This window comes from Pseudomonas trivialis, assembly GCF_001439805.1.
Taxonomy (GTDB): Bacteria; Pseudomonadota; Gammaproteobacteria; order Pseudomonadales; family Pseudomonadaceae; genus Aquipseudomonas; species Aquipseudomonas trivialis.
The window spans coordinates 206075-228328 of the sequence record NZ_JYLK01000008.1 but is presented as its reverse complement, the minus strand read 5'-3'; the positions used below and the strand labels follow the sequence as shown (position 1 = coordinate 228328).

Genomic DNA, 22254 nt, shown 5'->3' with positions numbered 1-22254 from the left:
AATCAAAAATGTGGGAGGGGGCTTGCTCCCGATAGCACCGCGTCAGTCACCGAGGTGATTCTGATGCACCGCTATCGGGGGCAAGCCCCCTCCCACAGTGGTTTAGAGTCCGGCAATGAGATCGCGGTAGTCGTCGACTGCGGTAAATTCAGCGGTGTCCTTGGGCCCCTTTCGGCTGTCCGGCTCTTTCACTGCCAGCAAATGTCCGACGCCGAAATCCCGCGCACTGCGCAGAATCGGCAAAGTGTCATCGATAAACAGACAGCGGGCGGGGTCGAAGCCGATGTCGGCCTGCAAGGCGTCCCAGAACTGCGGGTTTTCCTTGGCGAAACCATAATCGTGGGAGCTGATCAATCGCTCGAAATACGGCGCCAACTCAATGCGCTCCAACTTCAACGATAGCGAGTCACGATGGGCGTTGGTGATCATGATCACCCGCTTGCCGGCCTGTTTGATCGCCGCCAGAAACGTGTCGGCATCCGCGCGCAGGGCGATCAGGTGGGCGGTTTCCAGCTTGAGTTCGCGCACCGGGAGCTTCAGTTCGGTGCTCCAGAAGTCCAGGCAATACCATTGCAATTGTCCGGCATTACGCTCGAACAGAGGCTGCAGCTCCATCTCGGCCATGGCGCGGCTTACCCCGTGCAGGTCGGCATAGCGTTGCGGCAGGTGCTCCATCCAGAAGTGGTTGTCGTAATGCAGGTCGAGCAGGGTGCCGTCCATGTCCAGCAGGACGGTGTCGATGGCGTGCCAGGGCAAAGCGGGCATGGGGCGGTCTCATGTAAGTAAAGATATCCGACACAGACAATCGGAAAAGCCACGGTATAGTAACCCGATCACGCCAAGGAGCCTCTCATGCGCCAGAAACCCACCGTCCTCGCCCGCGAAATCGTCGCCAGTAGCCGTTTGTTCCGCGTGGAGGAAGTGCAACTGCGCTTTTCCAATGGCGTTGAGCGGACCTACGAGCGTCTGGTTGGACGCGGCGCCGGTTATGGCGCGGTGATGATCGTGGCAATGATCGATGCGGACCACGCGCTGCTGATCGAGGAATACTGTGGCGGGACCGACGAATATGAGCTGTCCTTGCCAAAGGGATTAATCGAGCCTGGCGAGGACGTGCTGGCGGCGGCAAACCGCGAACTCAAGGAGGAGGCGGGCTTTGGTGCGCATCAGTTGGAACACATCACCGAGTTGTCGTTGTCGCCTGGCTACATGAGCCAGAAAATCCAGGTGGTACTGGCCACCGACCTCTACGAAGAACGCCTGGAAGGCGATGAGCCCGAGCCGATGCGTGTAGACAGGATCAACCTGCGCGAGCTGTCGCAACTGGCGCAAAACGAGCAGTTCAGCGAGGGCCGTGCATTGGCCGCGCTCTACCTGGTACGAGACCTGCTGACCCAGCGAGGAGCCTTTAGCGCATGAGCGAACTGTTTTTAGGCCACCCGTTGATTGCCCCCGTGATTGAGTTGGCACGCCAGGCCGGTGAAGTGATCCTGCCGTATTGGCGCGCCGATGTGGCGGTCACTGCCAAGGCGGATGACTCGCCGGTGACGGCGGCAGACCTCGCCGCCCACCACCTTATTCTCGCCGGCCTGACTGCACTGGACCCGAGCATTCCCGTGTTGTCCGAAGAGGACGCCGATATCGACCAGAGCGTGCGCGCCGGTTGGCAGCGCTGGTGGCTGGTGGACCCGCTGGATGGCACCAAGGAGTTCATCAGCGGCAGTGAAGAATTTACCGTCAACGTGGCGTTGATCGAACAGGGCCGCGTGGTGTTTGGCGTGGTGTCGATGCCCACCAGCGGCCGTTGCTACTTTGGTGGTGCGGGACTGGGCGCGTGGCGGTCGGATGTAAACGAAGCGCCCCGGCAGATCCAGGTGCGCAAGACCCCGGCCGAGGGCGAAGCGTTTACCGTCGTCGCCAGCCGCCGCCACACCAGCCCCGAGCAGGAGCGTTTGCTGGATGGTTTGAGCCAGGGCATGGGTGAGTTGAAGCTGGCCAATATCGGCAGCTCACTGAAGTTCTGCCTGCTGGCCGAAGGCAGCGCCGATTGCTACCCACGCCTGGCGCCCACGTCGCAGTGGGACACGGCGGCGGCCCAGGGTGTGCTGGAAGGCGCGGGCGGTGAGGTGTTGGAGTTGAGCGGCGAGCGGTTCAGCTATCCGGCGCGGGAATCGTTGCTCAACCCTTTCTTTCTGGCGTTGCCGGCGCAGGCGGCGTGGCGTGAGCGCCTGTTGCGCCTGGCCAGGTCTTAAGACCTGCGCAAATTAAAAATGAGGGAGGGGGCAAGCCCCTCCCTCATTTGCCTTGTGTAATAGCGGCTAGCGGTGCAGGACGTATTGGCCGGTAAAAGTCACTGCGCGGTCTTCGCTGCCCTCATTCACAATCCATGTGTCCAGCGCCAACCGCGCCCGGCCATGGCGTTTGTAGGTCGCCACGAAACGCTTCCACACCTTCTCCTCCGGCGCCGCGCAAATCACCGTGGCATCCTGCGTCACCGGCAACGGATAACTGATCTGTCCTTCCTGAATCACGATGTGCCCGTCTTCAATGCCGTGTTCGTGCAGTCTCAGGTGCAACCAACCCCAGCCTGCCAGGACGGCGCCGCAGTAGAGGCTGCCGCCAAACATGGTGCTCTTGTGGTTGATATTGGCTTGCAAGGGAAGATGCAGTTGCAGCTGGTGGTGTTGCCAGTCGAGCACCTTGAGCCCCATTTCCCGAGTGAGGGGGATGTCGTGATGAAGGATGGATTCCAGGTAACGGCTGTCGCGGCTCATGGCGGTCTCTTGGCGGGTGGACGGGGTCATTCGTCGTCAGTGCCGTGGCTGGCGCTGTCGGCGAAGGTCAGGCCGTGCTTGCGCAGTTTGTCGTGCAGGGTCTTGCGCGGTACGCCCAATGCTTCGGCCAGGCTGCGCAGGGAGCTGTGGGGGCGCGTGAGTTCGGCGGCGATCAGGCTTTTTTCGAACTGCTCGACCTGCTCGCTCAAACCGCCCGGCGTGGACGTCAGCACGCTGGCGCCAGGATTGTCCGGCGCGCTGTCCAATGCCAGTTCCAGGCCCAGGGCGAAGCGCTCGGCGGCGTTCTGTAATTCGCGCACGTTGCCCGGCCAGCTATGGCGCAACAGCAACGCGCGTTGGCCCGGTTGCAGTTCGTGCAGGGGCAGGCCGTGGCGGCTGCTGGCCTCGTCGGCGAAGTGCTGGAACAGCATCAATGCATCCTCACCGCGCTCGCGCAGCGGCGGAATGCGCAGCGGCGCAACGTTGAGGCGGTAATACAAGTCGGCACGAAAGCGCCCCTGGTCGGCGGCCTGGCGCAGGTCTTCCTTGGTGGCCGCGATGATGCGGATGTCCAGCGGGATCAACTGGTTGCCGCCCAGGCGCTCGACCACGCGCTCCTGCAACAGGCGCAGCAGCTTGACCTGCACATCCAGGCTCATGCTTTCGATTTCATCCAGAAACAGCGTGCCGCCGTTGGCGAATTCGAACTTGCCGATCCGACGTTTCTGCGCGCCAGTGAACGCGCCCGGTTCGTGGCCGAACAGTTCGCTTTCCACCACCGATTCGGCCAGGGCCCCGGCGTTGATCGCCACGAACGGCCCGCTGCGCCGGCTCGACAGGTCGTGCAGCGCACGCGCCACGACCTCCTTGCCGGCGCCGGTTTCACCAAGGATCAGCACGTCGGCACGGGTCGCGGCCAGGGCGCCGATCTGTTCGCGCAGGCGCAGCATCTGCGGCGAATGGCCGACCAGGCGCGTGCTCAACTGCTGACGGTCACTGAGCGCCAGGCGCAGGCTGCGGTTGTCCAGCACCAGCCGGCGCAGGGCCAGGGCGCGGCGCACGCTGTCGAGCAGGGCGTCGCTGGCGAAGGGTTTTTCGAGGAAGTCATAAGCACCCGCGCGCATGGCCTGCACGGCCAGCGGCACGTCGCCGTGGCCGGTGATCAGCAGCACCGGCAGGTCCGGGTCCTGGCCGTGCAATTCGGCGAGCAGCTCCAGTCCGTCCATGCCGGGCATGCGGATGTCGCTGACCACTACGCCCGGCCAATCGCGGGACAGGCGCGCGGTGAGGCCATTGGCTTCGCCCAGGGGCAGGACGTTCAGCCCGGCCAGGTCCAGGGTCTGGCACAGGGCCTGACGCAAGTGTGGATCGTCGTCGATCAACACCACCTGGATCTGGTTATCGATACTCATACACTGCGGTCCTCGGACGGTTGCAGACTCACGCCCGGCGAGCCGGCGCGCAGTTTCAAGGTTAACAGCGCGCCGCCTTCCCTGTGGTTGGCGAACAGCAGTTCGCCGCCAAAGGCACGCATCAGGGTTTCGCAGATCGCCAGGCCCAGGCCGAGGCCCTGGGTGCGCGTCTTGGTGGTGTAGAACGGCTCACTGGCGCGCCCCAGGGCTTCCATGCAAAAGCCCGGGCCGTTGTCGCGGATGTACAGGTTGACGCCCTGCGCCGTGGTTTGGGCACTCAGCCACAGTTTGCGCGGCGGGCCTTTTTCGGTGAGGGCGTCGAGGGCGTTGGCCAGCAGGTTGCCCAGTACCTGGCGCAAGCGGGTTTCGCCGGCCTGCACCCACAAGGTGGCTTCCGGCAGGTCGCGGATCAGCTCCACCTCCATTGACCGACGCCGCTTGGCCAGCAACGCCAACGCGTCGTCGAGTGCCGGCTGCAGCGCCACGCTCTCCGGCGCGTGGCGGTCGCGGCGGGCGAACGCGCGCAAGTGGGCGATGATCGACGCCATGCGCCCGGTCAGTTCGCTGATCTGCTTGAGGTTGCCACGGGCATCGCTGGTGCGTTCATGATCAAGCAGGATTTCGGCGTTTTCCGCGTAGCTGCGAATCGCCGCCAGGGGCTGGTTGAGTTCATGGCTGATACTCGCCGACATGGTGCCCAGCGCCGAGAGTTTACCGGCCTGCACCAGGTCATCCTGGGCGCGCACCAGTTCCTGCTGGGCGTGTTCGCGTTCCAGCACTTCCTGTTTGAGGCGCCGGTTGAGGCCTTCAAGGTCACTGGTGCGCTCGACCACGCGCATCTCCAGCTCGCGGCGCGCCTTGGCTTCGAAGGCGATGCGCTCCAGGTAATGGCGACGGCGCTGCATCAGCAGCCCCAGCAGCAGCATCAGCACCAGCAGCGTGGCGCCACCGACTGCCACCACGGTGCGCACCGGGCGGTCGATCAAGGATTGTGGTGCGAGGATTTCCACGTTCCAGCCGGTCTCGGCGATGGCCGTGGACTGGCGCAGCCACGCTGTAGTGCTAAGGCTCAGTGGTTGTGGGTCGCGCGTGGGGTAGGGCTGGATCGCACTGATGGCCTGGCGCTCTTCGGCGCTCAAGGGCCGCGTGGCGCGAAAGCGCCATTGCGGGCGCGACGTCAGGATCACCACGCCATTGTGGTCGGTGACCAGCAATTGCTCCGGGGTGTTGCCCCACAGGCTTTCGGTGTGGTCCAGGTCGACCTTGACCACCAGCACGCCGATGACTCTGTCGTTGTCGCGCACGGCGGCGGCGAAGAAGTAGCCGCGCTTGGCTGAGGTGGTGCCCAGGCCAAAGAAGCGTCCCAGGCGCCCGGCCATGGCTTCACTGAAATACGGGCGGAACGAAAAGTTACGTCCGACGAAACTGTCCTGTTTGTCCCAGTTGGACGCGGCGAGGGTCTTGCCGGACGTGTCCATCAGGTACATCACTTCCGCCCCGGCCTGGGCGGCGACGTCCTTGAGCAGCAGGTTGGCGCCGACCAGGTTGGTGCTGACCTCTGGCGCCTCCAGCGCGGTACGCAAGGCCGGCAAATCGCCGAGAATCTGCGGCAGCACCTCGTAGCGATGCAGCGTGCCGAGCAGGTTGGCGACGTAGAGGTCGAGGGTCTGACGGTTCTGCCCGGCCAGTTCGTTGCGGTAATAACGCTCGGCCAAGTGCTCCAGCGGCCACAGCAGTGGTGCCAGGCACAACGCCAGCAACGCAAGGCTGCGCCAGCGGGGTCTTCGCGGAAGGGGTGGAGTCATGGGAACCGTGCGCCTGTGGGTACAGGCGCATTATGCCTAGTGCTGGCCGGCAAGACACTCGCGCAATGCATCCCGCCACTGCGGTTGGCTGACCTGCCACTGCTGCTGCAGACGGCTGCAATCCAGGCGTGAGTTCAGCGGACGCCTGGCGGGTGTCGGGTAGGCGCTGGCCGGTATCCCTTCCAGTTCGGCGCAGGCTTTTCCGGCGGCCTGCAAATGCTCGCCAATAGCCTGAGCGAAGCCGAACCACGATGTTTCGCCCTGGGCCGTGAGGTGATACACACCCCAATCGCCCGGCTGGCCCGCCTGCCAGCGCTCGACTAGCGCGCGGGTGCTGTTGGCGATGGTCCCGGCCCAGGTCGGCGCGCCGATCTGGTCGGCGACGATGCGCATGTGCGGTTTCTCTTGCAGCAGCCGCTGCATGGTCAGCAGGAAGTTTTTACCGGTGGCGGAATAAACCCAGCTGGTACGCAGCACCAGATACTCGCCGCCCACGGCCGCGATTGCCTGCTCACCAGCCAATTTGCTCTGGCCATAGACACCCAGCGGGTTGGTCGCGTCCGCCTCCGTGTAGGGCGCAGGCTTGCTGCCGTCAAACACGTAGTCGGTGGAGTAGTGAATCAGCGGGATGCCCAGCGCCTTGGCTTCCTCGGCAAGCACACCGGGCGCGATGGCATTGATGGCAAAGGCCGCATCTGGTTCGCTTTCAGCCTGATCGACGGCCGTGTGTGCGGCTGCGTTGATGATCAGGTTGGGGCGGTGGGCGCGCACTTTCTGACGGATCTGGTCAACGTTGGCCAGGTCCAGTTGGTCGCGGCCCAGCACGATGAGTTCGCCCAGGCTCTGGAGCTGCTGCTGCAGTGCCTGGGTAACCTGACCGTGCTGGCCGGTGATCAGAATCTTGAGAGCGCCACTCATGGGAACACGTCAGCGTCTTTCAGGCTTTTACCGTTCTGGTCCTTGGCGGACAAGGTCGGTGCACCGCTCAATTGCCAGTCGATGCCCAGCTCGGCGTCGTCCCAGCGAATGCAGCGTTCTGCCGCAGGCGTGTAGTAGTCAGTGGTCTTGTAAAGGAACTCGGCATGGTCGCTGAGCACCACGAATCCATGGGCAAACCCCGGTGGAATCCATAGTTGGCGGCGGTTGTCGGCAGACAGCCTCACACCTACCCACTTGCCGAAATTGGGCGAGCTGCGACGAATATCCACAGCCACGTCCAGCACTTCGCCGGCGGTCACGCGCACCAGTTTTCCTTGGGCATGTTCGATCTGATAGTGCAGACCGCGCAACACGCCTTTTTGCGAGCGCGAGTGGTTGTCCTGCACAAATTGCTGTTCCAGTCCTGCGATTTGAGCGAAGTCGCGAGCATTGAAGCTTTCGTAAAAAAAACCGCGCTCATCGCCAAAAACCTTGGGCTCGATGATCAATACACCCGGCAGCTCGGTGGCCGTCACATTCATTCATTGTCCCCAGCGAGTTTGTACAAGTATTGACCATAACCGGTTTTGCCAAAATATTTTGCGCGCTCAAGCAAATAATCACGCGTGATCCAGCCATTTTCGTAGGCGATCTCCTCGAGGCAAGCCACTTTGAGGCCCTGGCGGTGTTCGATGGTCTGCACGTACGTCGAGGCTTCAAGCAGGCTGTCGTGGGTGCCGGTGTCCAGCCAGGCAAAGCCACGGCCAAAGCGCTCCACATGCAGATCGCCACGCTTGAGGTAAGCATTGTTGACGTCAGTAATTTCCAGCTCTCCACGCGGAGAAAGCTCGACGGCCTTGGCGATCTCGATCACGTCGTTGTCATAGAAATACAGGCCTGTCACCGCGTAAGACGACTTGGGTCTGGCCGGTTTTTCTTCGATGGACAGGGCGCGGCCTTCCTTGTCGAAGTCGATCACGCCGAAACGCTCCGGGTCCTTGACCCAATAGCCGAATACGGTAGCGCCGGACGGGCGCTCGGCAGCCGTGCGCAGTTGCTCACCGAAATGCTGGCCGTGGAAGATGTTGTCGCCCAGGATCAGGCAAACCGGGTCTTTGCCGATGAATTCTTCACCGATGATGAACGCCTGGGCCAGACCGTCCGGTTTGGGCTGTTCGGCGTAGGTGAAGTGCACGCCAAACTGGCTGCCATCGCCCAGCAGGTTGCGGTATTGCGGCAAATCAACCGGTGTGGAGATGATCAGAATGTCCTTGATCCCCGCCAGCATCAGCACCGAGATCGGGTAGTAGATCATCGGTTTGTCATACACCGGCAGCAGTTGCTTGGACACGCCCAGGGTGATGGGGTGCAAACGGGTGCCGGAGCCGCCGGCCAATACGATTCCCTTCATCATGCGATCAAATCCTTCACGTCGGTGTTGCCCAATCGTTCACCCTGATAACTGCCGTCCTGGACCCTGCGGCACCATTCCAGATTATCGAGGTACCACTGCACGGTTTTGCGCAGCCCTGTTTCAAAGGTTTCTTCCGGGGTCCAGCCCAGTTCACGTTCGATCTTGCCGGCGTCGATGGCATAGCGCTGGTCGTGGCCGGGGCGATCCTTGACGAAGGTGATCAGGTCGGTGAATTGCGCCACGCCGGCCGGGCGCTGTGGCGCCAACTCTTCAAGCAGGCCGCAGATGCCGCGTACCACGTCGATGTTCTTTTGCTCGTTGTGCCCGCCGATGTTGTAGGTCTCACCTACCACGCCTTCGGTCACTACTTTAAGCAATGCGCGGGCGTGGTCTTCGACGAACAACCAGTCGCGCACCTGCAAACCGTCGCCGTACACCGGCAGTGGCTTGCCCGCGAGGGCATTGAGGATAACCAGTGGAATCAGCTTCTCGGGGAAGTGGAACGGCCCGTAGTTGTTCGAGCAGTTGGTCAGCAGTACCGGCAGGCCATAAGTGCGCTGCCAGGCGCGGACCAGATGGTCGGACGCGGCCTTGCTGGCCGAATAGGGCGAGCTCGGCGCGTAAGGCGTGGTTTCGGTGAACAGGTCGTCCACGCCATGCAGGTCGCCATACACTTCATCGGTGGAGATGTGATGAAAACGGAAGGCGCTTTTGGCAGGCTCAGCCAGCTTCTGCCAGTAGGCGCGGGTCGCTTCCAACAGGCTGTAGGTGCCGACGATATTGGTCTGGATGAAATCCGAAGGGCCGTCGATGGAGCGGTCGACATGGGATTCGGCCGCCAGGTGCATGATGGCCTGCGGCTCGAAACGCGTCAGTAACGCGCTGACGGCGTTCTGATCGATGATATCGGCCTGCACGAACTCATAGCGGCTGTTGGAGGCGATGCTGGTCAGCGACTCCAGATTGCCGGCGTAGGTGAGTTTGTCCAGGTTGAGCACTTCGTGCTCGGTGTTTTGAATCAGGTGACGAATCAGGGCAGAGCCAATAAAACCGGCGCCGCCGGTAACGAGAATGCGCATGTCGGGGGCCTTTTCCTTAGACGGACATCAAGCGAATGAAGCATAGCTTGAGTGGTGGCGTCAGGCGGCGCAAGCGTGATGTGTGCACCGGGGCCTGCAGTGGCGATAGACACGCCTGAAAAAGCCGAGGTCATCACGCGGCTGCTTGTCATCTTGATCCACAGGCACGCTGTCGAAGGTTTCGGATGAGCAGTTGTAATTAATCGATTGTTATCGATTATCTGCTGTCATATTTGTCGCCTACTCTTTTCGATCCCTGTTAAAGCCGATTTTTATCCGTTATAAAGTCGGCCTTCACCCCATTCGGAGCCATCGCCATGACCACCCTGCACAGCACCCCCCGCGCCGATGGCTTCCATATGCCCGCCGAATGGGCGCCACAGACCCAGACCTGGATGATCTGGCCCGAACGCCCGGACAACTGGCGCCTGGGCGGCAAGCCGGCGCAGGCCGCTCATGTGGCCGTGGCCAAGGCTATCGCGCGGTTTGAACCGGTGACGGTGGCCGTGTCTGCCGGCCAGTACGAAAACGCCCGCGCCCGCCTGGATGTGCCGAATATCCGGGTGGTGGAAATGTCCAGCGACGACGCCTGGGTCCGCGACACCGGCCCTACATTTGTCATTAATGACAGTGGCGAAGTGCGCGGCGTGAACTGGGATTTCAATGCCTGGGGCGGGTTTGACGGCGGCCTGTATGCGCCGTGGAACCGCGACGCGCAGGTGGGTGGCAAGATCCTCGAGATCGAGCGCACGCCCCGTTACCGCACCGAAGGTTTCGTGCTGGAAGGCGGCTCCATCCATGTCGACGGTGAAGGCACGCTGGTTACCACCGAAGAATGCCTGCTCAACCGCAATCGCAACCCGCACCTCGACCGCGCGGAGATTGAAGCGGTGCTTCGCGATAACCTGGCTGTGGACAAGATCATCTGGCTGCCGCACGGCCTGTTCAACGACGAGACCGATGGCCATGTGGATAACTTCTGCTGCTACGTGCGCCCAGGTGAAGTGTTGCTGGCCTGGACCGACGACCCGCAAGACCCCAACTACGCACGCTGCCATGCCGCCATGGATGTGCTGCAAAGCAGCACAGACGCCAGGGGCCGCGCGTTTATCGTGCACAAAATGCCGATTCCGGGGCCGTTGTATGCCACCGAAGACGAGTGCGCCGGCGTGGATCCGGTAGAGGGCAGCCAGGAACGCAACCCGAGCGTGCGGTTGGCCGGGTCCTACGTGAACTTTCTGATCGTCAACGGCGGCATCATTGCCCCCAGCTTCGACGACCCGCTGGACAGCCAGGCCAGGGACATCCTCCAGGGCTTGTTCCCGCAGCACGAAGTGGTAATGGTGCCGGGGCGCGAACTGTTACTCGGGGGCGGTAACATCCACTGTCTGACCCAACAGCAACCGGCTCCGCACAAAAACTGAGTGCAGTTGTAACAGTGGTGTGGGCGGTGGCATTAAGCCATATTTTTGCAGCGCTTCAGCAAGCCCGCGACCTGGCAAGGTCGCGGGCTTTTTTGCGTCGGGATGCCTGTGCACCGGGGACATTGGCATAGCTCTTGTATCGCTGTCGTAACGGTGGCTCAAGGTGGATGACGGTGCCGTTCTGTCATAAACCTTGAGTAAGTTAGCCGCTCACGCAGTAGGGAGAGCGTAGAAATGAATGCCGAGAGCAATTCGATCAAGACGTATACGCCCCACCCGGCGCGGGTGAACGGCGATGCAATTCATGCGCTGGCACAGTGGTTGAAGGCAAACGACTCGCGCCAGCCCGACCTGCGCAGCCTGATGAATGATCGCTACCCGGTGGGGCTGTTCAGCGAGGACGAGATGAAGGCGCTGTGTGAGCTGGCACGCAACTGAAGACCACCAGGATCAAAAATGCAGGAGGGGGCTTGCTCCCGATTGCGGTGGTTCAGTTGGCGTGTTTTTAACTGGCGCCCCGCTATCGGGAGCAAGCCCCCTCCCACATTCGAATTTTGGCTGACCAAGGAGCGTCGTCCGCCGCTTGGAATCTTTTCGTCTGAAGTCAGAACATTCACGAAATTGACATAAAGTTCAGGGCGCGACTAGGATTGCGCCCAACGCCTGTGGCTAACCGCCATGACTCATCCAATAAAAAAAGGCCCGCGGCAGTTCAGTCGTCCGCGGGCCTTCTTTTTTTTGGAAAAAGTCGACACCAGAAAAAGCGATACGGGGCCTGGTGTCACAGCGCGTACTCAAACAGTAATAAGGAATATAAGAAATGTTGAAGCAACGGATGAGTCTGATCGCTCTGGGGATTTTGAGCGCATCGGCGGCCATGGCAAACGACCAGGAGCAATCCAAGGGTTTTGTCGAAGACAGCCACCTGAATATCGCTGCACGTAATGCCTACATCAGCCGTGACTATAAAAACGGCAAGCAGGACAAAGCCGAATGGGGCCAGGGCTTTATCGGCAAGCTCGAATCGGGCTTCACCCAAGGCACCGTAGGTGTGGGTGTGGACGTGATCGGTCAATACGCCATTCGCCTGGACGGTGGTAAAGGCCGCGCTGGCGCCGGCGGTATCGACTTCTTCAAGCAGGGGAACGGCACCACCGATAATCCTGGCTCCGCACCCCATGACCTGGCCAAGGGCGGCGCTGCCGTGAAGTTCCGCGTGTCCAACACTGTGCTCAAGTACGGGGACCAGTTCCCGGCCGTGCCGGTATTGCAGTACGACAATTCGCGCCTGTTGTCGGAAACCTACACCGGTACTTCCATCGTTTCCAAAGAGATCGCCGGCCTGCAACTGGACGCCGGTCACTTTACCAAGGAAGCGCGCAAGAGCGCCGAAGGCACCGACAGCGGCCGCCTCAAGAACATCGACTACATCGGTGGCAGCTACAAATTCACCGAAAGCCTGTCGGCCGCGCTGTATGCGTCCCACATGCAGGACGTGCTGAAGAAGCAATACGTCAACGTCAACTACGTGCTGGCCCTGCCAGAGAAGCAGTCGCTGACCTTTGACTTCAACGGCTACAAAACCAAACTGGACCGCAGCTTCGCCCTGGAAAACCAGAAAGACGCTGACGCCCGCGACAACAAGATCTGGAGCCTGGGCGCGACCTGGGCCGTTGGCGCGCACAGCTTCACCGTCGCTCACCAGCGCAGCACCGGCGACACCGGTTACCTCTACGGCGGTTACCGCAACGCTGGCGGCATCGGCGATGGCGGCAACACCATCCTGCTGGCCAACTCTTACTGGTCCGACTTCAACGGCAAGGACGAGCGCTCGTGGCAAGTCGGCTACGGTATTGACTTCGCCACCTTCGGCGTGCCGGGCCTGACCTATAACGTTGCCTATGTGCGCGGCACCAACATCGACGACGGCACCGGCCGTGGCGATGGCACCGAGCGTGAAATCTGGAATCAGTTCAAGTACGTGGTCCAGAGCGGCCCGGCCAAAGACCTCAGCCTGCGCGCGCGCGCGTCCTGGTTGCGCGTGTCGAACAACGCCGACCAGTACAACGTGGGCGGCAACGAAATCCGCCTGTTCGCCGACTACCCGATCAACGTGTTCTAAAGTGATTGGGCGTCACGCCTGATTCAAGGCGATAAAAAACCCCGACTGGTTCGGGGTTTTTTATGGCTATCGTTTCAGCGTCAGGCTTTTTGCGGGGCGAGCTTCTTGCAGTTTTCCTTGCGCGTCGGGTATTGCTCGCACTTGCGCAGCACAGTTTGCACTTGCTGCGTGTCCTTGAGTTGCTGGTTGGCCAACAGCTTCTCGGTGATGAACAGCTCCTCCGAGCCCAGGTTGCGCTCGGCCTTGTCGATCATTGCCAGCGCCGCCTGGCCGTCGCCACGCTTGAGGTGGTAGCTGATGATCAAGTCGTAGGTGGAAGGGCCGGCCAGGGACCAGTCCTTGATTGCCTGCAACTCTTTCACCGCCTCGCTGCCTTTGCCCTGGGCCAGGCGCACGGTGTACGCGGTGCGTCGAATGCCCGGCTGATCCTTGACCGGTGACGCCAGTGCCTTGCGGATAAACGCATCGGCATCGGGCACCTTGTTTTTTTCCAGGGCGTCATTGGCAAAGTACGCGTCCTTGTAGCCCTGCATCGCCTTCGCCACCTGCGGCGTGTTCTTCATCGTCGCCCAGCTCTTGGGGTTGACGCGTGCGCGGCGTTCCTGGCGATATTCGCGTTGCAGGTACTGGCGCAGCTCGGTGTCGCGGTCCATCGCCGCCATGTGCGAGCGGTTGAAGTACTGCGTGGTGGCGGTGATGCTGGTGGCCAGACCGTCCTTGATCAGCACGTCCAGCTCCTTTTGAAACTGGCTGAGATTGAACTGCTGCAACGAGTCCTGCATGGCATTCTTGCGCGCGGTGAGAAAGCCCGCGAGCAACGGCTTCTGCTTGCCCTGGAAATCGTTGAGGCGCTCCAGGCTGTGGGTGGCGGCGCGCGGCGCATAGCCTGCGCGAATCATCAGATCAGTGCCGAGCAGGTCGGCCTGGTCTTCCTGGCTGCGGCCCCAGGCGGTGCTCCACACATGATCGGAAAAGGTATTGGCCAGCGCGGTATAGAGCACGGTGTTGCCGATGGTCTTCTGGGTGCCGGCCGGGTCCTTGCTGAATACCTTCATGGTGCCGGAGCTGCGATCCACGCGGGTGTCGGCGGCCATGGTGGCCAGGGCAACGGTGGACGCCACGGTGGTGAACATCTCTTTCTGCTGCTGGAACGCGGCCATGCGGTCGTGGTGATGCAGCAAAATGTGGCTCATCTCGTGGCCCAGCATCGCGGCGATTTCATCTTCGCTGGCGACGTTATCCAGCATGCCCAGCGGCACGAACAGGTTGCCGTACGGGTCGGCCGCTGGCCCGAAGCTGTAGCTGTCGGTGATCTTCACCTGCAAGGTCGGCAGCTCGCCCGGCCAGCCCTTGGACAGGCGCGTAACGATGCCCTGCAAATACACCTGCAGCATCGGGATATCCACCAGGTTCTGCTGGCGCGCTTCCGCGGCCGGCACCGCGCGCCCGTCGTAGCTCAGGCGCTGCTTGCTCTGGCGCTGGGGGTCGAGCTTGTAGTACTGGCGCACGTCGGTGTTGTCCACGTAGTGGCCCTGGACCCTGGATTGGGTCGACGGCCCCACCAGGTTGAGGAACGCCTGGTCGGCGCCCTTCAAGGTTGCGCAACCACTGAGCAGTGCACTTGCCAGCAAGCTGGTTGCCACGAGAAATCCCTTCACCCTGACGCTCCTTTGTTATTGATTGCAGCCGGCACCGAAACCGATGGTGGAATGATTGCGGCTGCTTTTTGCCTGGCTCTTGGTCAGGCCCAGGCAAGGCAGGTCCACCACGTTCAGCGGCGGCTCGATGCGCAGGTCCATGGTGTCCAGCCAGACTTTCTGGCCGGCCAGCTCCACCTGCACCAGGTCCAGCGCCGGGTTGTACTGCAACACCGTCAACGGCTGGGTGGGTGTATCTTTTTTCGCCAGGTCGCGCTGAGGGGCACCTTGTTCATCCAGCACCGTCACCGGGTCGGCGAGGAACGCGGTGATGGTGTGGGTTTGCGCCCAGGCGGCCTGAGTGAAGAGGGCGGCGAGCAATACGATGAGGCTTCTGTTCATCCTTGGGTTCCTTGAGTTGAATCACGCAGCGGTCGGTTCAGCGCGCTCGCCATTGAAGAAGGCTTCGAGGCGCTCGCTGAATAACACCAATGACAGCGAAATGATGCCCAGCACGTTGACCGGGGTGATGTTGTTACAGCTCAGCACAATGCTCGAAGCAATGAGCAATGACATCACCAGTAGCCAGGACGGGTAGGGTGAGGAGAAAAACCATGCTTCCTGTCGCCGGCAAAAGGTGAAGATGCTGTGGCCCGCCGGCATGCGCGTCTGAAGCTCCTTGAGCAAGGTAATCAGCGCCAGCAGACTTAGCTCCAGCAGGTCCAGCCCATTGACAGGCAGGCGAGAAAAGTCGGCGGGTTCATGTTTGTAGTCCATGCCCTTGTTGATCAGGTTATCCAGCGCCATGGCATGCAGGTACACGCCGGCAAGCAGACCGTGCACGGGCGAGTCCACCAGATCGCCGGTGGACTCGATATGTGCACCCACCAGCACCAGGCGGCCGCGCAGCAGTTCGGCGATCAGGGCCTGGCCTTCGGGGTTGGTCACTTCGAGGTCGCTGGCCGTCAATGTCAGCGTGTAGGGGTGGCGTTCCTGGGCCGAGTCATCCAGTTTCCAGAACACCGCCTGGAAGAACTGCATCACGGCGTCCAGCAGAAAATGTCGCGGCGGCTTGGCGTCAGCGATGTCAGCGATACGCGCCTGGTCCGGCGACAGCTTCAGCCCCCATTGCACCGCAATCGGCTGGCGCTGCGCTGCCGTTTCGGCGTCCACCGGCGGCGAGCCGCAGTGCTGCGTTGCGCAGAACACGCGGTACAGCGCCAGCGCGGGCGTTTCCATCAGCCCCATTTGCGTGTGCACCGCCAGCGGGTATTGGTCGTCCACACCTTCCCATTTCACCAACGCCGGGCGACTGACCTGCGTAAAAGGGGTCAGCGTATTGGCCTGGCCTTCTTCGCCACGCGTCTGCCCAGTATTGGCCAGCCACAACGGAATGCCCTGGCGCTGATAGCGCTCAAACACATTCGCCAGCAACTGACTACCGCGCGCAGGATCGCCCAACGAGTGATCATGGCTGTAGAGCAGATCCGCAAACACCGCCTGGGGCTTGTAGGCGAGCAAACGCTTGAACAGCTTGCTCTGCTCGCCATAGGGCATCGGCCACGACGTGCCGTTGCGCATCAGGTACTCATCATCGATCAACACCACCGCCACATGCTGCTGCCCAAGGCTCGGATAACTGCTGGAGAGCATGCGGTTGAGCCACTGCGCCGACGCCTTGTCGCTGGAACTGGCCAGGCCGAAAGGATCGAGAATCGCAAGCGCCACGATGATGACTGCCAGCCAATAGCGACGTTTATTGAACAGCGGGGGAGTCGACAACATCCATGTCTCGATAGGAAAGCAAAAGCAAGGCGGGGGTTTTAACGGAGTGGGGCGGGGGTGTCAAATGGAAAGTGGCGAAGTGCCACAATTTTGCTGCGCATCACCTAGGTGCGGAGTCGTCGCCAAATCTTCGACTTAGCGCTGTCGCGCAGCAAACAGGAGCCTCTGTGGCGACTGGGCTTGTTGTGGCGAGCGGGCTTGCCCCGCGTTGGGGTGCGAGGCGCCCCCATTAAGGAACACGCGCTGTACCTGACCCTGCGCAGAACCTGGTTCTGGGGCCGCTGCGCAGCCCAACGCGGGGCAAGCCCGCTCGCCACAGAGCTGTGTTTATCTGAAAATTATTTTTTATAAGAGGGGCTCAGCGCCTGTTTGCTTAATGTTCGATATGGCAGCGCGACTGCAACGCCTTCATCACACCATCAATCACCGCCTTGCTCATCTCCGCTGATGTGGATCAGGTTAGAGTGAAAGGAGAAGGGTTGTTGGCGCCGAGGGCGGCTACTTGATTTTTGAATGTGGACGGTTTTTGGGCGTTTTGACGAAAACGGGATATCAACTGTTGAGGAATTCTCAAACCCCAGAAACCACAAAGCCCCGCATTGCGGGGCTTTGAGATATGGTGCCGGCACCAGGAGTCGAACCCGGGACCTACTGATTACAAGTCAGTTGCTCTACCAACTGAGCTATACCGGCGTGTTAGGGCGACGATTATAGCGATTGGCGAGATCCTGTAAACCCCTGAAAACTGACTATTTTTGCGAAATCCTCAGTTTTCTCCAATTCCCTACGCACGCCGCGTAAATCCAAAGCGATCAACGTTCGTGCAACGCCTCGGCCCGTGACTTGATGATCGGCTTGAGCAGATAACTCAGCACGCTCTTCTTGCCGGTAATGATGTCCACCGACGCCACCATGCCAGGGATGATCAACAGCGGTTTTTCATCGGTGCCCAGATGGCTGCGTTCAGTGCGCAGTTTGATGACGTAGAAGGTGTTTTTCTTCTCTTCGTCCTGCACGGTGTCGGCGCCGATCTGTTCGAGTTTGCCTTTGAGGCCGCCGTAGATGGTGTAGTCGTAGGCGGTGAATTTGATCATGGCTTCCTGGCCCGGGTGCAGGAAGGCGATGTCCTGCGGGCGGATGCGTGCTTCCACCAGCAGCGTATCGTCCAGCGGGACCACTTCGGCGATGTCGCTGCCGGGCTGGATCACGCCGCCCACGGTGTTGACCAGCATCTGTTTGACGATGCCGCGCACCGGCGAGGTGACCATGGTGCGGCTCACGCGGTCTTCCAGGCCTTTGGAGGTGGCCTGGGCCTTGCTCAGGTTGGTGCGTGCTTCGTTGAGCTGGGCCAAGGCTTCGCTGCGGAATTTGCCGCGGGTTTCGTTGATCTTTTGTTGCACTTCGTTGATGGCCGCCTGGGCACGCGGGATGGCCAGGGTGGTGCCGTCGAGCATGCCACGGGTTTCAACTTCCGAACGCTTTAAGCGCAGCACTTCCACTGGCGAAATAGCACCCTGCTGCACCAGCGGTTCGGACATGCCGATCTCCTGGCGCAGCAGGCTCAGGCTGTTGCGGTACTGCTCCTGCTTGGAGCTGAATTCACGCAGCTCCTGCTGACGCTGCAGCAATTGCTGTTGCAGCCCGCCAATCTCGTCGGCCAGTTGCTGGCGCCGGCTCAGGTACAGCGATTCTTCGTTCGAGGCCTGGTTAGGCACGGCCTTGCGGGCATCTTCAGTGATGTTCAGCGGGCGGTTTTCCACTTCCGCGCTCAGGCGCTCCACGCGCAGTTCCATGGCCACGCGGTCGGCTTCGGTTTCGCCGACGTTGGAGGCAAAGCGCGTGTCGTCCAGGCGCACCAGCGGCGCGCCGGGTTCGACGATCTGGCCTTCGTGCACGTAAATCTGCGCGACGATACCGCCTTCCAGGTTCTGGATTTTCTGGATGCGCGATGACGGGATGGCCTTGCCTTCGCCCTTGGTCACTTCATCGATGATCGCGAAGTGCGCCCACAGCAGCAGGAACACGAAGAAGCCGATCACGCCCCAGATGGTCAGGCGCACGATGCGCGGTGCGTCGTCGACCAGGGCTTTTTCCACTTCGGGCAAGGGCTGGTCGTCGAGGGAGTCGGTGCCTCTGAAATAACCGACGATGACGTCTTTGAGGCGACGTGGTCCGGATTTAAGCGACACTGATCTGCCCCTTTTTCAGCGCTTCCATAACGGCCGCTTTCGGGCCGTCTGCGAGGATCTGACCGCGGTCGATTACCAGCAGGCGGTCGACCAGGCTCAGCAGCGAAGCACGGTGGGTGACGAGAATCACCGTCTTGTTTTCGATCACCGACTGCAGGCGCTGCTTGAGGCGCTCTTCGCCGGTGTTGTCCATGGCGCTGGTCGGCTCGTCCAGCAACAAAATCGGCGGGTTGAGCAGCAGCGCACGGGCCAGGGCCACGTTCTGGCGCTGGCCGCCGGACAGGTTTTGCCCGCGCTCGCCCACTTGCAACTCGTAGCCTTGCGGGTGCAGCCTGGCAAACTCATGCACGCCGGCCAGCTCGGCCGCCTGCAAGACCATTTCATCGTCGACGTAGCGCGCGCCCGATACCAGGTTGTCGCGCAGGGTGCCGGCCAGCAGTTGAATATCCTGGGCCACGTAGCCGATGTTGTGGCGCAGCTCGCTGACGTCGATCTGGCGGATGTCCACGCCGTCCACCAGCAAGGAGCCGGCGTCCGGCTGATACAGGCCGACCAGCAGTTTGGCCAGCGAGCTTTTGCCCGAGCCGCTGCGGCCGATGATGCCGATCTTCTCGCCGGGGCGGATGTTCAGGTTGATACCGCGCAGCGCCAGGGTCTGCTGGTTCGGGTAGGTAAAGTCGACTTCACGGAACGCCATCGCGCCTTGCAGCGCTTTACGGCTGAGCGGGCGCTCGTCGTAATTGCGCTCCTGCGGCAGCTCCATCATCTCGTCCACCGACACCATCGTCACCTTGGCCTGCTGGTAACGGGTCAACAGCCCGGACAGTTGGGCCAACGGCCCCAGCGCGCGGCCGCTGAGCATGTAGCACGCCACCAGGCCGCCCATGCTGAGGTTGCCGTCGATGATCTGGTACACGCCGAAAATGATCATCGCCACGCCCGCCACTTGCTGGATCAGCAAAGTAATGTTCATGGCCAGGCCCGACAGCACCTTGACCCGCAGTTCGAGCCGGCTAAGGGTGCCGATGGTCTGTTCCCACTGGTACTGGCGCTCGCTCTCGGCGTTATTGACCTTCACCGCATCGAGCCCGGCGAGGGTTTCGATCAGGCTCGACTGACGCTCGGCGCCCAGGGCCATGGTGCGTTGCAGGGTCGCCGTCAGCGGTTTTTGCAGCAAATGGCCGATACCCAGCGCCAGTGGGAAGGCGATGATCGGGATCCACACCAGGTGGCCGCCGAGCAGGGCGATCACCAACAGGATGATCAGCGTAAACGGCAGGTCGATCAGGCTGGTGAGGGTCAGGGACGTGAGGAAGTCGCGCATCCCCTGAAACTCATGGATATTTTGCGCGTAGCTGCCCACCCGTGCCGGACGCACTTTCATCGCCATGCCCACGATGCGCTCGAACAGCGTCGCGGAAATGATCAGGTCGGTTTTCTTGCCCGCCAGGTCCAGGCACAAGCTGCGCAGGCTCTTGAGCAACAGGTCGAACAGGTAGGCGCCACAGATACCGATGGCCAGCACCCACAGGGTGGCGGTGGCCTGGTTCGGCACCACGCGGTCGTACACGTTCATCACGAACAGCGGCGCGGCCAGGGCGATCAGGTTGATCACCAGGCTTGCGGCGATGGCGTCGGCGTACAGCCAGCGTGAGCGTTTGAGAGTGTCGCGAAACCACGAGCGCGCACGGGGGATCAGCGTGCCGTTGGTGACGTCGAACTTGTGCTGCGGCTGGGCGAAGAACACCCGCCCGCTGTAATCCTGGCTCAACAGCTCACGGCTGACATGAACCTCGCCACCATCGCTTTCGCTCAGCAGCAGGCGCGCCGTGTCCCCGTCCCAGCCCAACAGCACCGCACTGCGCCCCTCCTTGAGCAGCAGCATGGCGGGCAGGGCAATCGTCGGAATCTGTTCCAGCTTGCGTTGCAGCAATCGCCCCTGCAAACCCGCGCGGGCTGCCGCGCGTGGCAGCAGCTCGGCGCTCAGGCGTTGCGCGGCCAGGGGCAGGCCGGTGGTCAGCATGGCGCGGCTGGCGGGTTTGTAATGCAGGGAACAGAGGGTCAGCAGCCCATCCAGTAAAGGATCGTCGTGCTGACTGCGCAGGTCATGGTTGAGCTGCGCCACATCGATATCAGAATTCAAGCTGACTCTCTCTTAATGCGTTGAGTGCTCCAACTCCTTAAAAAATCAGTTCATCCCTGGCAGGTTCACTTTCGTCTTGACTTCGTTTTGCACGACCGAGGCCAGCGGGGCGACGATGCCCTGGCTTCTCAGCAGTTGGCCCATGTCGGCCTTGATACGGTATTGCGTGTACAGCTGCAGGTTTTTGATCTGCGCCAGGCGCTGCGACGCGGTGAACAGTTCGTTCTCGCTGTCGAGCAGGTCGAGCAGTGTACGCTCACCGAGGCTGAACTGCTGCTGGTAAGAAGTGCGCACGCGGGTGCTGCGGTCCACGTATTCCTGGGCGATCGGCACCTGCGCCGTGGCATTGTTGTAGGCGTTCCACGCCAGGCTCAGCTCCTGGTTCAACTCGCGCAGGGCGTTGTTGCGAATATCCAGCGCCTGAGAGGCCTGGGAGGCCTTGGACTGCAGGTCGGCCTTGTTGCTGCCGCCGGAGTACAGGTTGAACTGCATGCGCAGCATGGCCGAGTAGCCATTGTCATGGCCCTCTTCGCCGCCGACATTGTTGTTGGCCGAGCGCTGCAGCTCGGCGTCAAAGCGCGGGTAGAAGGTCGACTTGGCGGATTCGTACTGCTTTTCGGCAGCGGCGATGTCCGACTCGGCCGAGCGCAACACCGGGCTGCTCTCCACCATCTGGCGGCGCGCTTCTTCAAGGTTGGCCGGCATCAGGGCGACAAAACCCTGTGGCCGCTCCAGTTGATCGGGCTCCTGGCCGACGGCGCTGATGTAGTTGGCCTTGGCGTCTTCCAGGTTGGTCTGCTCGGTCAGCAGGTTGTTACGCGCTTGAGCCAGTCGGGCTTCAGCCTGGTCCATGTCCGCCATTCTTCCGACGCCACGGCTGGTGCGCAGTTTGATCTGGTCAAAGATGCGTTCGTGGCTTTTCAGGTTGTCTTCTGCCAGTTGCACCATCTCGCGACGGGTCAGCACATCCAGATAGACCTGGGCGACCGTCAGGGCGGTGCGCTCGGTGGTGTTGAGCAGCGCGTAGCCTCGGGAGTTGGCGGTGGCTTGCTGGCGGCTGACTTCATTTTGCGTGCCGAACCCCTGGAACAGGTTCTGTTGCAGGCGAATGCTCGACTCGCCCCGGTTCAGGGTTTTCCAGTCATGGCTGTTGCTGGCGGCGCGGGTGTTGATGTTGTCGGAGCTTTCACGGCCATAACCGCCCAGCAAATCCACTTTAGGCAGGTAGCCACCCTGGGCCGCTCGTACCTGATAGTCGGCAGCGATGCGCGCATTCACGCCAGCCTGGATTTCCGGGTGCACGTCCACCGCCTTCTGCATGGCCTCAGGAAGGGTTTGGGCCTGCACGAAACTGGCGGCGAGAGCGAACGGCACGGCGATGAAAAAGTGCAAACGCATTCTGATGTTTCCCCGGAGATCTGGTTGCCTGCAAAGCTGCAACAAAATTGGAATATTGCATGGGAGTGGCAACTCGAAATGCCCGTTTTTATTGGACGCCGGAGGGCGCAAACAGAAAGTCGCGAGGCCGCTTAAATATCAATGTGACATTACG

At 61.4% G+C, this 22254-nt stretch carries 19 protein-coding genes and 1 tRNA gene; 5 read left to right on the top strand and 15 right to left on the bottom strand.

What is annotated here, in order from left to right:
• Positions 1 to 102: 102 nt before the first annotated feature.
• Complete coding sequence (yrfG, locus tag TU79_RS14455; protein ID WP_057008608.1) at positions 103 to 765, bottom strand: GMP/IMP nucleotidase; 663 nt, start codon at positions 763 to 765, stop codon at positions 103 to 105.
• Between the two features lie 87 nt (positions 766 to 852).
• On the opposite strand from yrfG, the gene nudE reads away from it, so the two are divergent.
• Together nudE and cysQ are read left to right on the top strand one after the other, a co-directional pair.
• Complete coding sequence (nudE, locus tag TU79_RS14450) at positions 853 to 1419, top strand: ADP compounds hydrolase NudE (RefSeq protein ID WP_057008607.1); 567 nt, start codon at positions 853 to 855, stop codon at positions 1417 to 1419.
• Complete coding sequence (cysQ, locus tag TU79_RS14445; protein WP_057008606.1) at positions 1416 to 2252, top strand: 3'(2'),5'-bisphosphate nucleotidase CysQ; 837 nt, start codon at positions 1416 to 1418, stop codon at positions 2250 to 2252. The genes nudE and cysQ overlap by 4 nt, the downstream gene beginning before the upstream one ends.
• Positions 2253 to 2318: 66 nt before the next feature.
• Here cysQ and TU79_RS14440 read toward each other — a convergent pair whose 3' ends face one another.
• Genes TU79_RS14440 through rfbB form a run of 7 tightly spaced genes read right to left on the bottom strand, consistent with a single transcriptional unit; the run spans position 2319 to position 9402 of the window.
• A complete protein-coding gene (locus TU79_RS14440) occupies positions 2319 to 2774 on the bottom strand; it encodes a thioesterase domain-containing protein (protein ID WP_057008605.1) in 456 nt (151 codons plus the stop codon).
• A gap of 26 nt (positions 2775 to 2800) precedes the next feature.
• The gene (locus tag TU79_RS14435) at positions 2801 to 4186 is read right to left on the bottom strand and encodes a sigma-54-dependent transcriptional regulator (protein WP_057008604.1); all 1386 of its coding nucleotides are present in this window, start codon (positions 4184 to 4186) and stop codon (positions 2801 to 2803) included.
• Positions 4183 to 5991, bottom strand: a complete 1809-nt coding sequence (locus TU79_RS14430; protein WP_057008603.1) for a sensor histidine kinase — start codon at positions 5989 to 5991, stop codon at positions 4183 to 4185. The genes TU79_RS14435 and TU79_RS14430 overlap by 4 nt, the downstream gene beginning before the upstream one ends.
• Positions 5992 to 6027: 36 nt before the next feature.
• The gene (gene rfbD, locus TU79_RS14425) at positions 6028 to 6909 is read right to left on the bottom strand and encodes a dTDP-4-dehydrorhamnose reductase (RefSeq protein ID WP_057008602.1); all 882 of its coding nucleotides are present in this window, start codon (positions 6907 to 6909) and stop codon (positions 6028 to 6030) included.
• Positions 6906 to 7451: a dTDP-4-dehydrorhamnose 3,5-epimerase gene (gene rfbC, locus TU79_RS14420; RefSeq protein WP_057008601.1), complete on the bottom strand. Its 546-nt coding sequence runs from the start codon at positions 7449 to 7451 to the stop codon at positions 6906 to 6908. The genes rfbD and rfbC overlap by 4 nt, the downstream gene beginning before the upstream one ends.
• A complete protein-coding gene (rfbA, locus tag TU79_RS14415) occupies positions 7448 to 8323 on the bottom strand; it encodes a glucose-1-phosphate thymidylyltransferase RfbA (protein ID WP_057008600.1) in 876 nt (291 codons plus the stop codon). Before rfbA ends, rfbC begins: the two co-directional genes overlap by 4 nt.
• Positions 8320 to 9402, bottom strand: a complete 1083-nt coding sequence (gene rfbB / locus TU79_RS14410; protein ID WP_057008599.1) for a dTDP-glucose 4,6-dehydratase — start codon at positions 9400 to 9402, stop codon at positions 8320 to 8322. Before rfbB ends, rfbA begins: the two co-directional genes overlap by 4 nt.
• Positions 9403 to 9719: 317 nt before the next feature.
• Between rfbB and aguA the strand changes: the two genes are divergently transcribed.
• The 3 genes from aguA to TU79_RS14395 all read left to right on the top strand — a co-directional run bounded on the left by aguA (position 9720) and on the right by TU79_RS14395 (position 12948).
• Entirely contained in the window at positions 9720 to 10826 is a 1107-nt protein-coding gene (aguA, locus tag TU79_RS14405; protein ID WP_057008598.1) for an agmatine deiminase, read from the top strand.
• A gap of 234 nt (positions 10827 to 11060) precedes the next feature.
• Positions 11061 to 11264: a hypothetical protein gene (locus TU79_RS14400; protein WP_057008597.1), complete on the top strand. Its 204-nt coding sequence runs from the start codon at positions 11061 to 11063 to the stop codon at positions 11262 to 11264.
• A 382-nt stretch (positions 11265 to 11646) separates the two neighbouring features.
• Positions 11647 to 12948, top strand: coding sequence for an OprD family porin (locus TU79_RS14395; RefSeq protein WP_057008596.1), 1302 nt, complete (start codon positions 11647 to 11649; stop codon positions 12946 to 12948).
• A gap of 80 nt (positions 12949 to 13028) precedes the next feature.
• Here the strand turns inward: TU79_RS14395 and TU79_RS14390 are convergent, their stop codons facing one another.
• The 7 genes from TU79_RS14390 to TU79_RS14360 form a co-directional block, all read right to left on the bottom strand.
• Complete coding sequence (locus TU79_RS14390; protein ID WP_057008595.1) at positions 13029 to 14606, bottom strand: M48 family metallopeptidase; 1578 nt, start codon at positions 14604 to 14606, stop codon at positions 13029 to 13031.
• Between the two features lie 15 nt (positions 14607 to 14621).
• Positions 14622 to 14987, bottom strand: a complete 366-nt coding sequence (locus tag TU79_RS14385; RefSeq protein WP_057008594.1) for a hypothetical protein — start codon at positions 14985 to 14987, stop codon at positions 14622 to 14624.
• A 21-nt stretch (positions 14988 to 15008) separates the two neighbouring features.
• Positions 15009 to 16370 (bottom strand): CHASE2 domain-containing protein, encoded by a 1362-nt coding sequence (locus tag TU79_RS14380; protein WP_057008593.1) that lies wholly within the window; start codon positions 16368 to 16370, stop codon positions 15009 to 15011.
• A gap of 617 nt (positions 16371 to 16987) precedes the next feature.
• A tRNA-Thr gene (locus tag TU79_RS14375) sits at positions 16988 to 17063 on the bottom strand.
• 119 nt (positions 17064 to 17182) lie between these two features.
• Complete coding sequence (locus TU79_RS14370) at positions 17183 to 18559, bottom strand: HlyD family type I secretion periplasmic adaptor subunit (protein WP_057008592.1); 1377 nt, start codon at positions 18557 to 18559, stop codon at positions 17183 to 17185.
• Positions 18549 to 20702, bottom strand: a complete 2154-nt coding sequence (locus TU79_RS14365) for a type I secretion system permease/ATPase (protein ID WP_057008591.1) — start codon at positions 20700 to 20702, stop codon at positions 18549 to 18551. The genes TU79_RS14370 and TU79_RS14365 overlap by 11 nt, the downstream gene beginning before the upstream one ends.
• A gap of 45 nt (positions 20703 to 20747) precedes the next feature.
• Positions 20748 to 22100 (bottom strand): TolC family outer membrane protein, encoded by a 1353-nt coding sequence (locus TU79_RS14360; RefSeq protein WP_057008590.1) that lies wholly within the window; start codon positions 22098 to 22100, stop codon positions 20748 to 20750.
• Between the last annotated feature and the right edge of the window lie 154 nt (positions 22101 to 22254).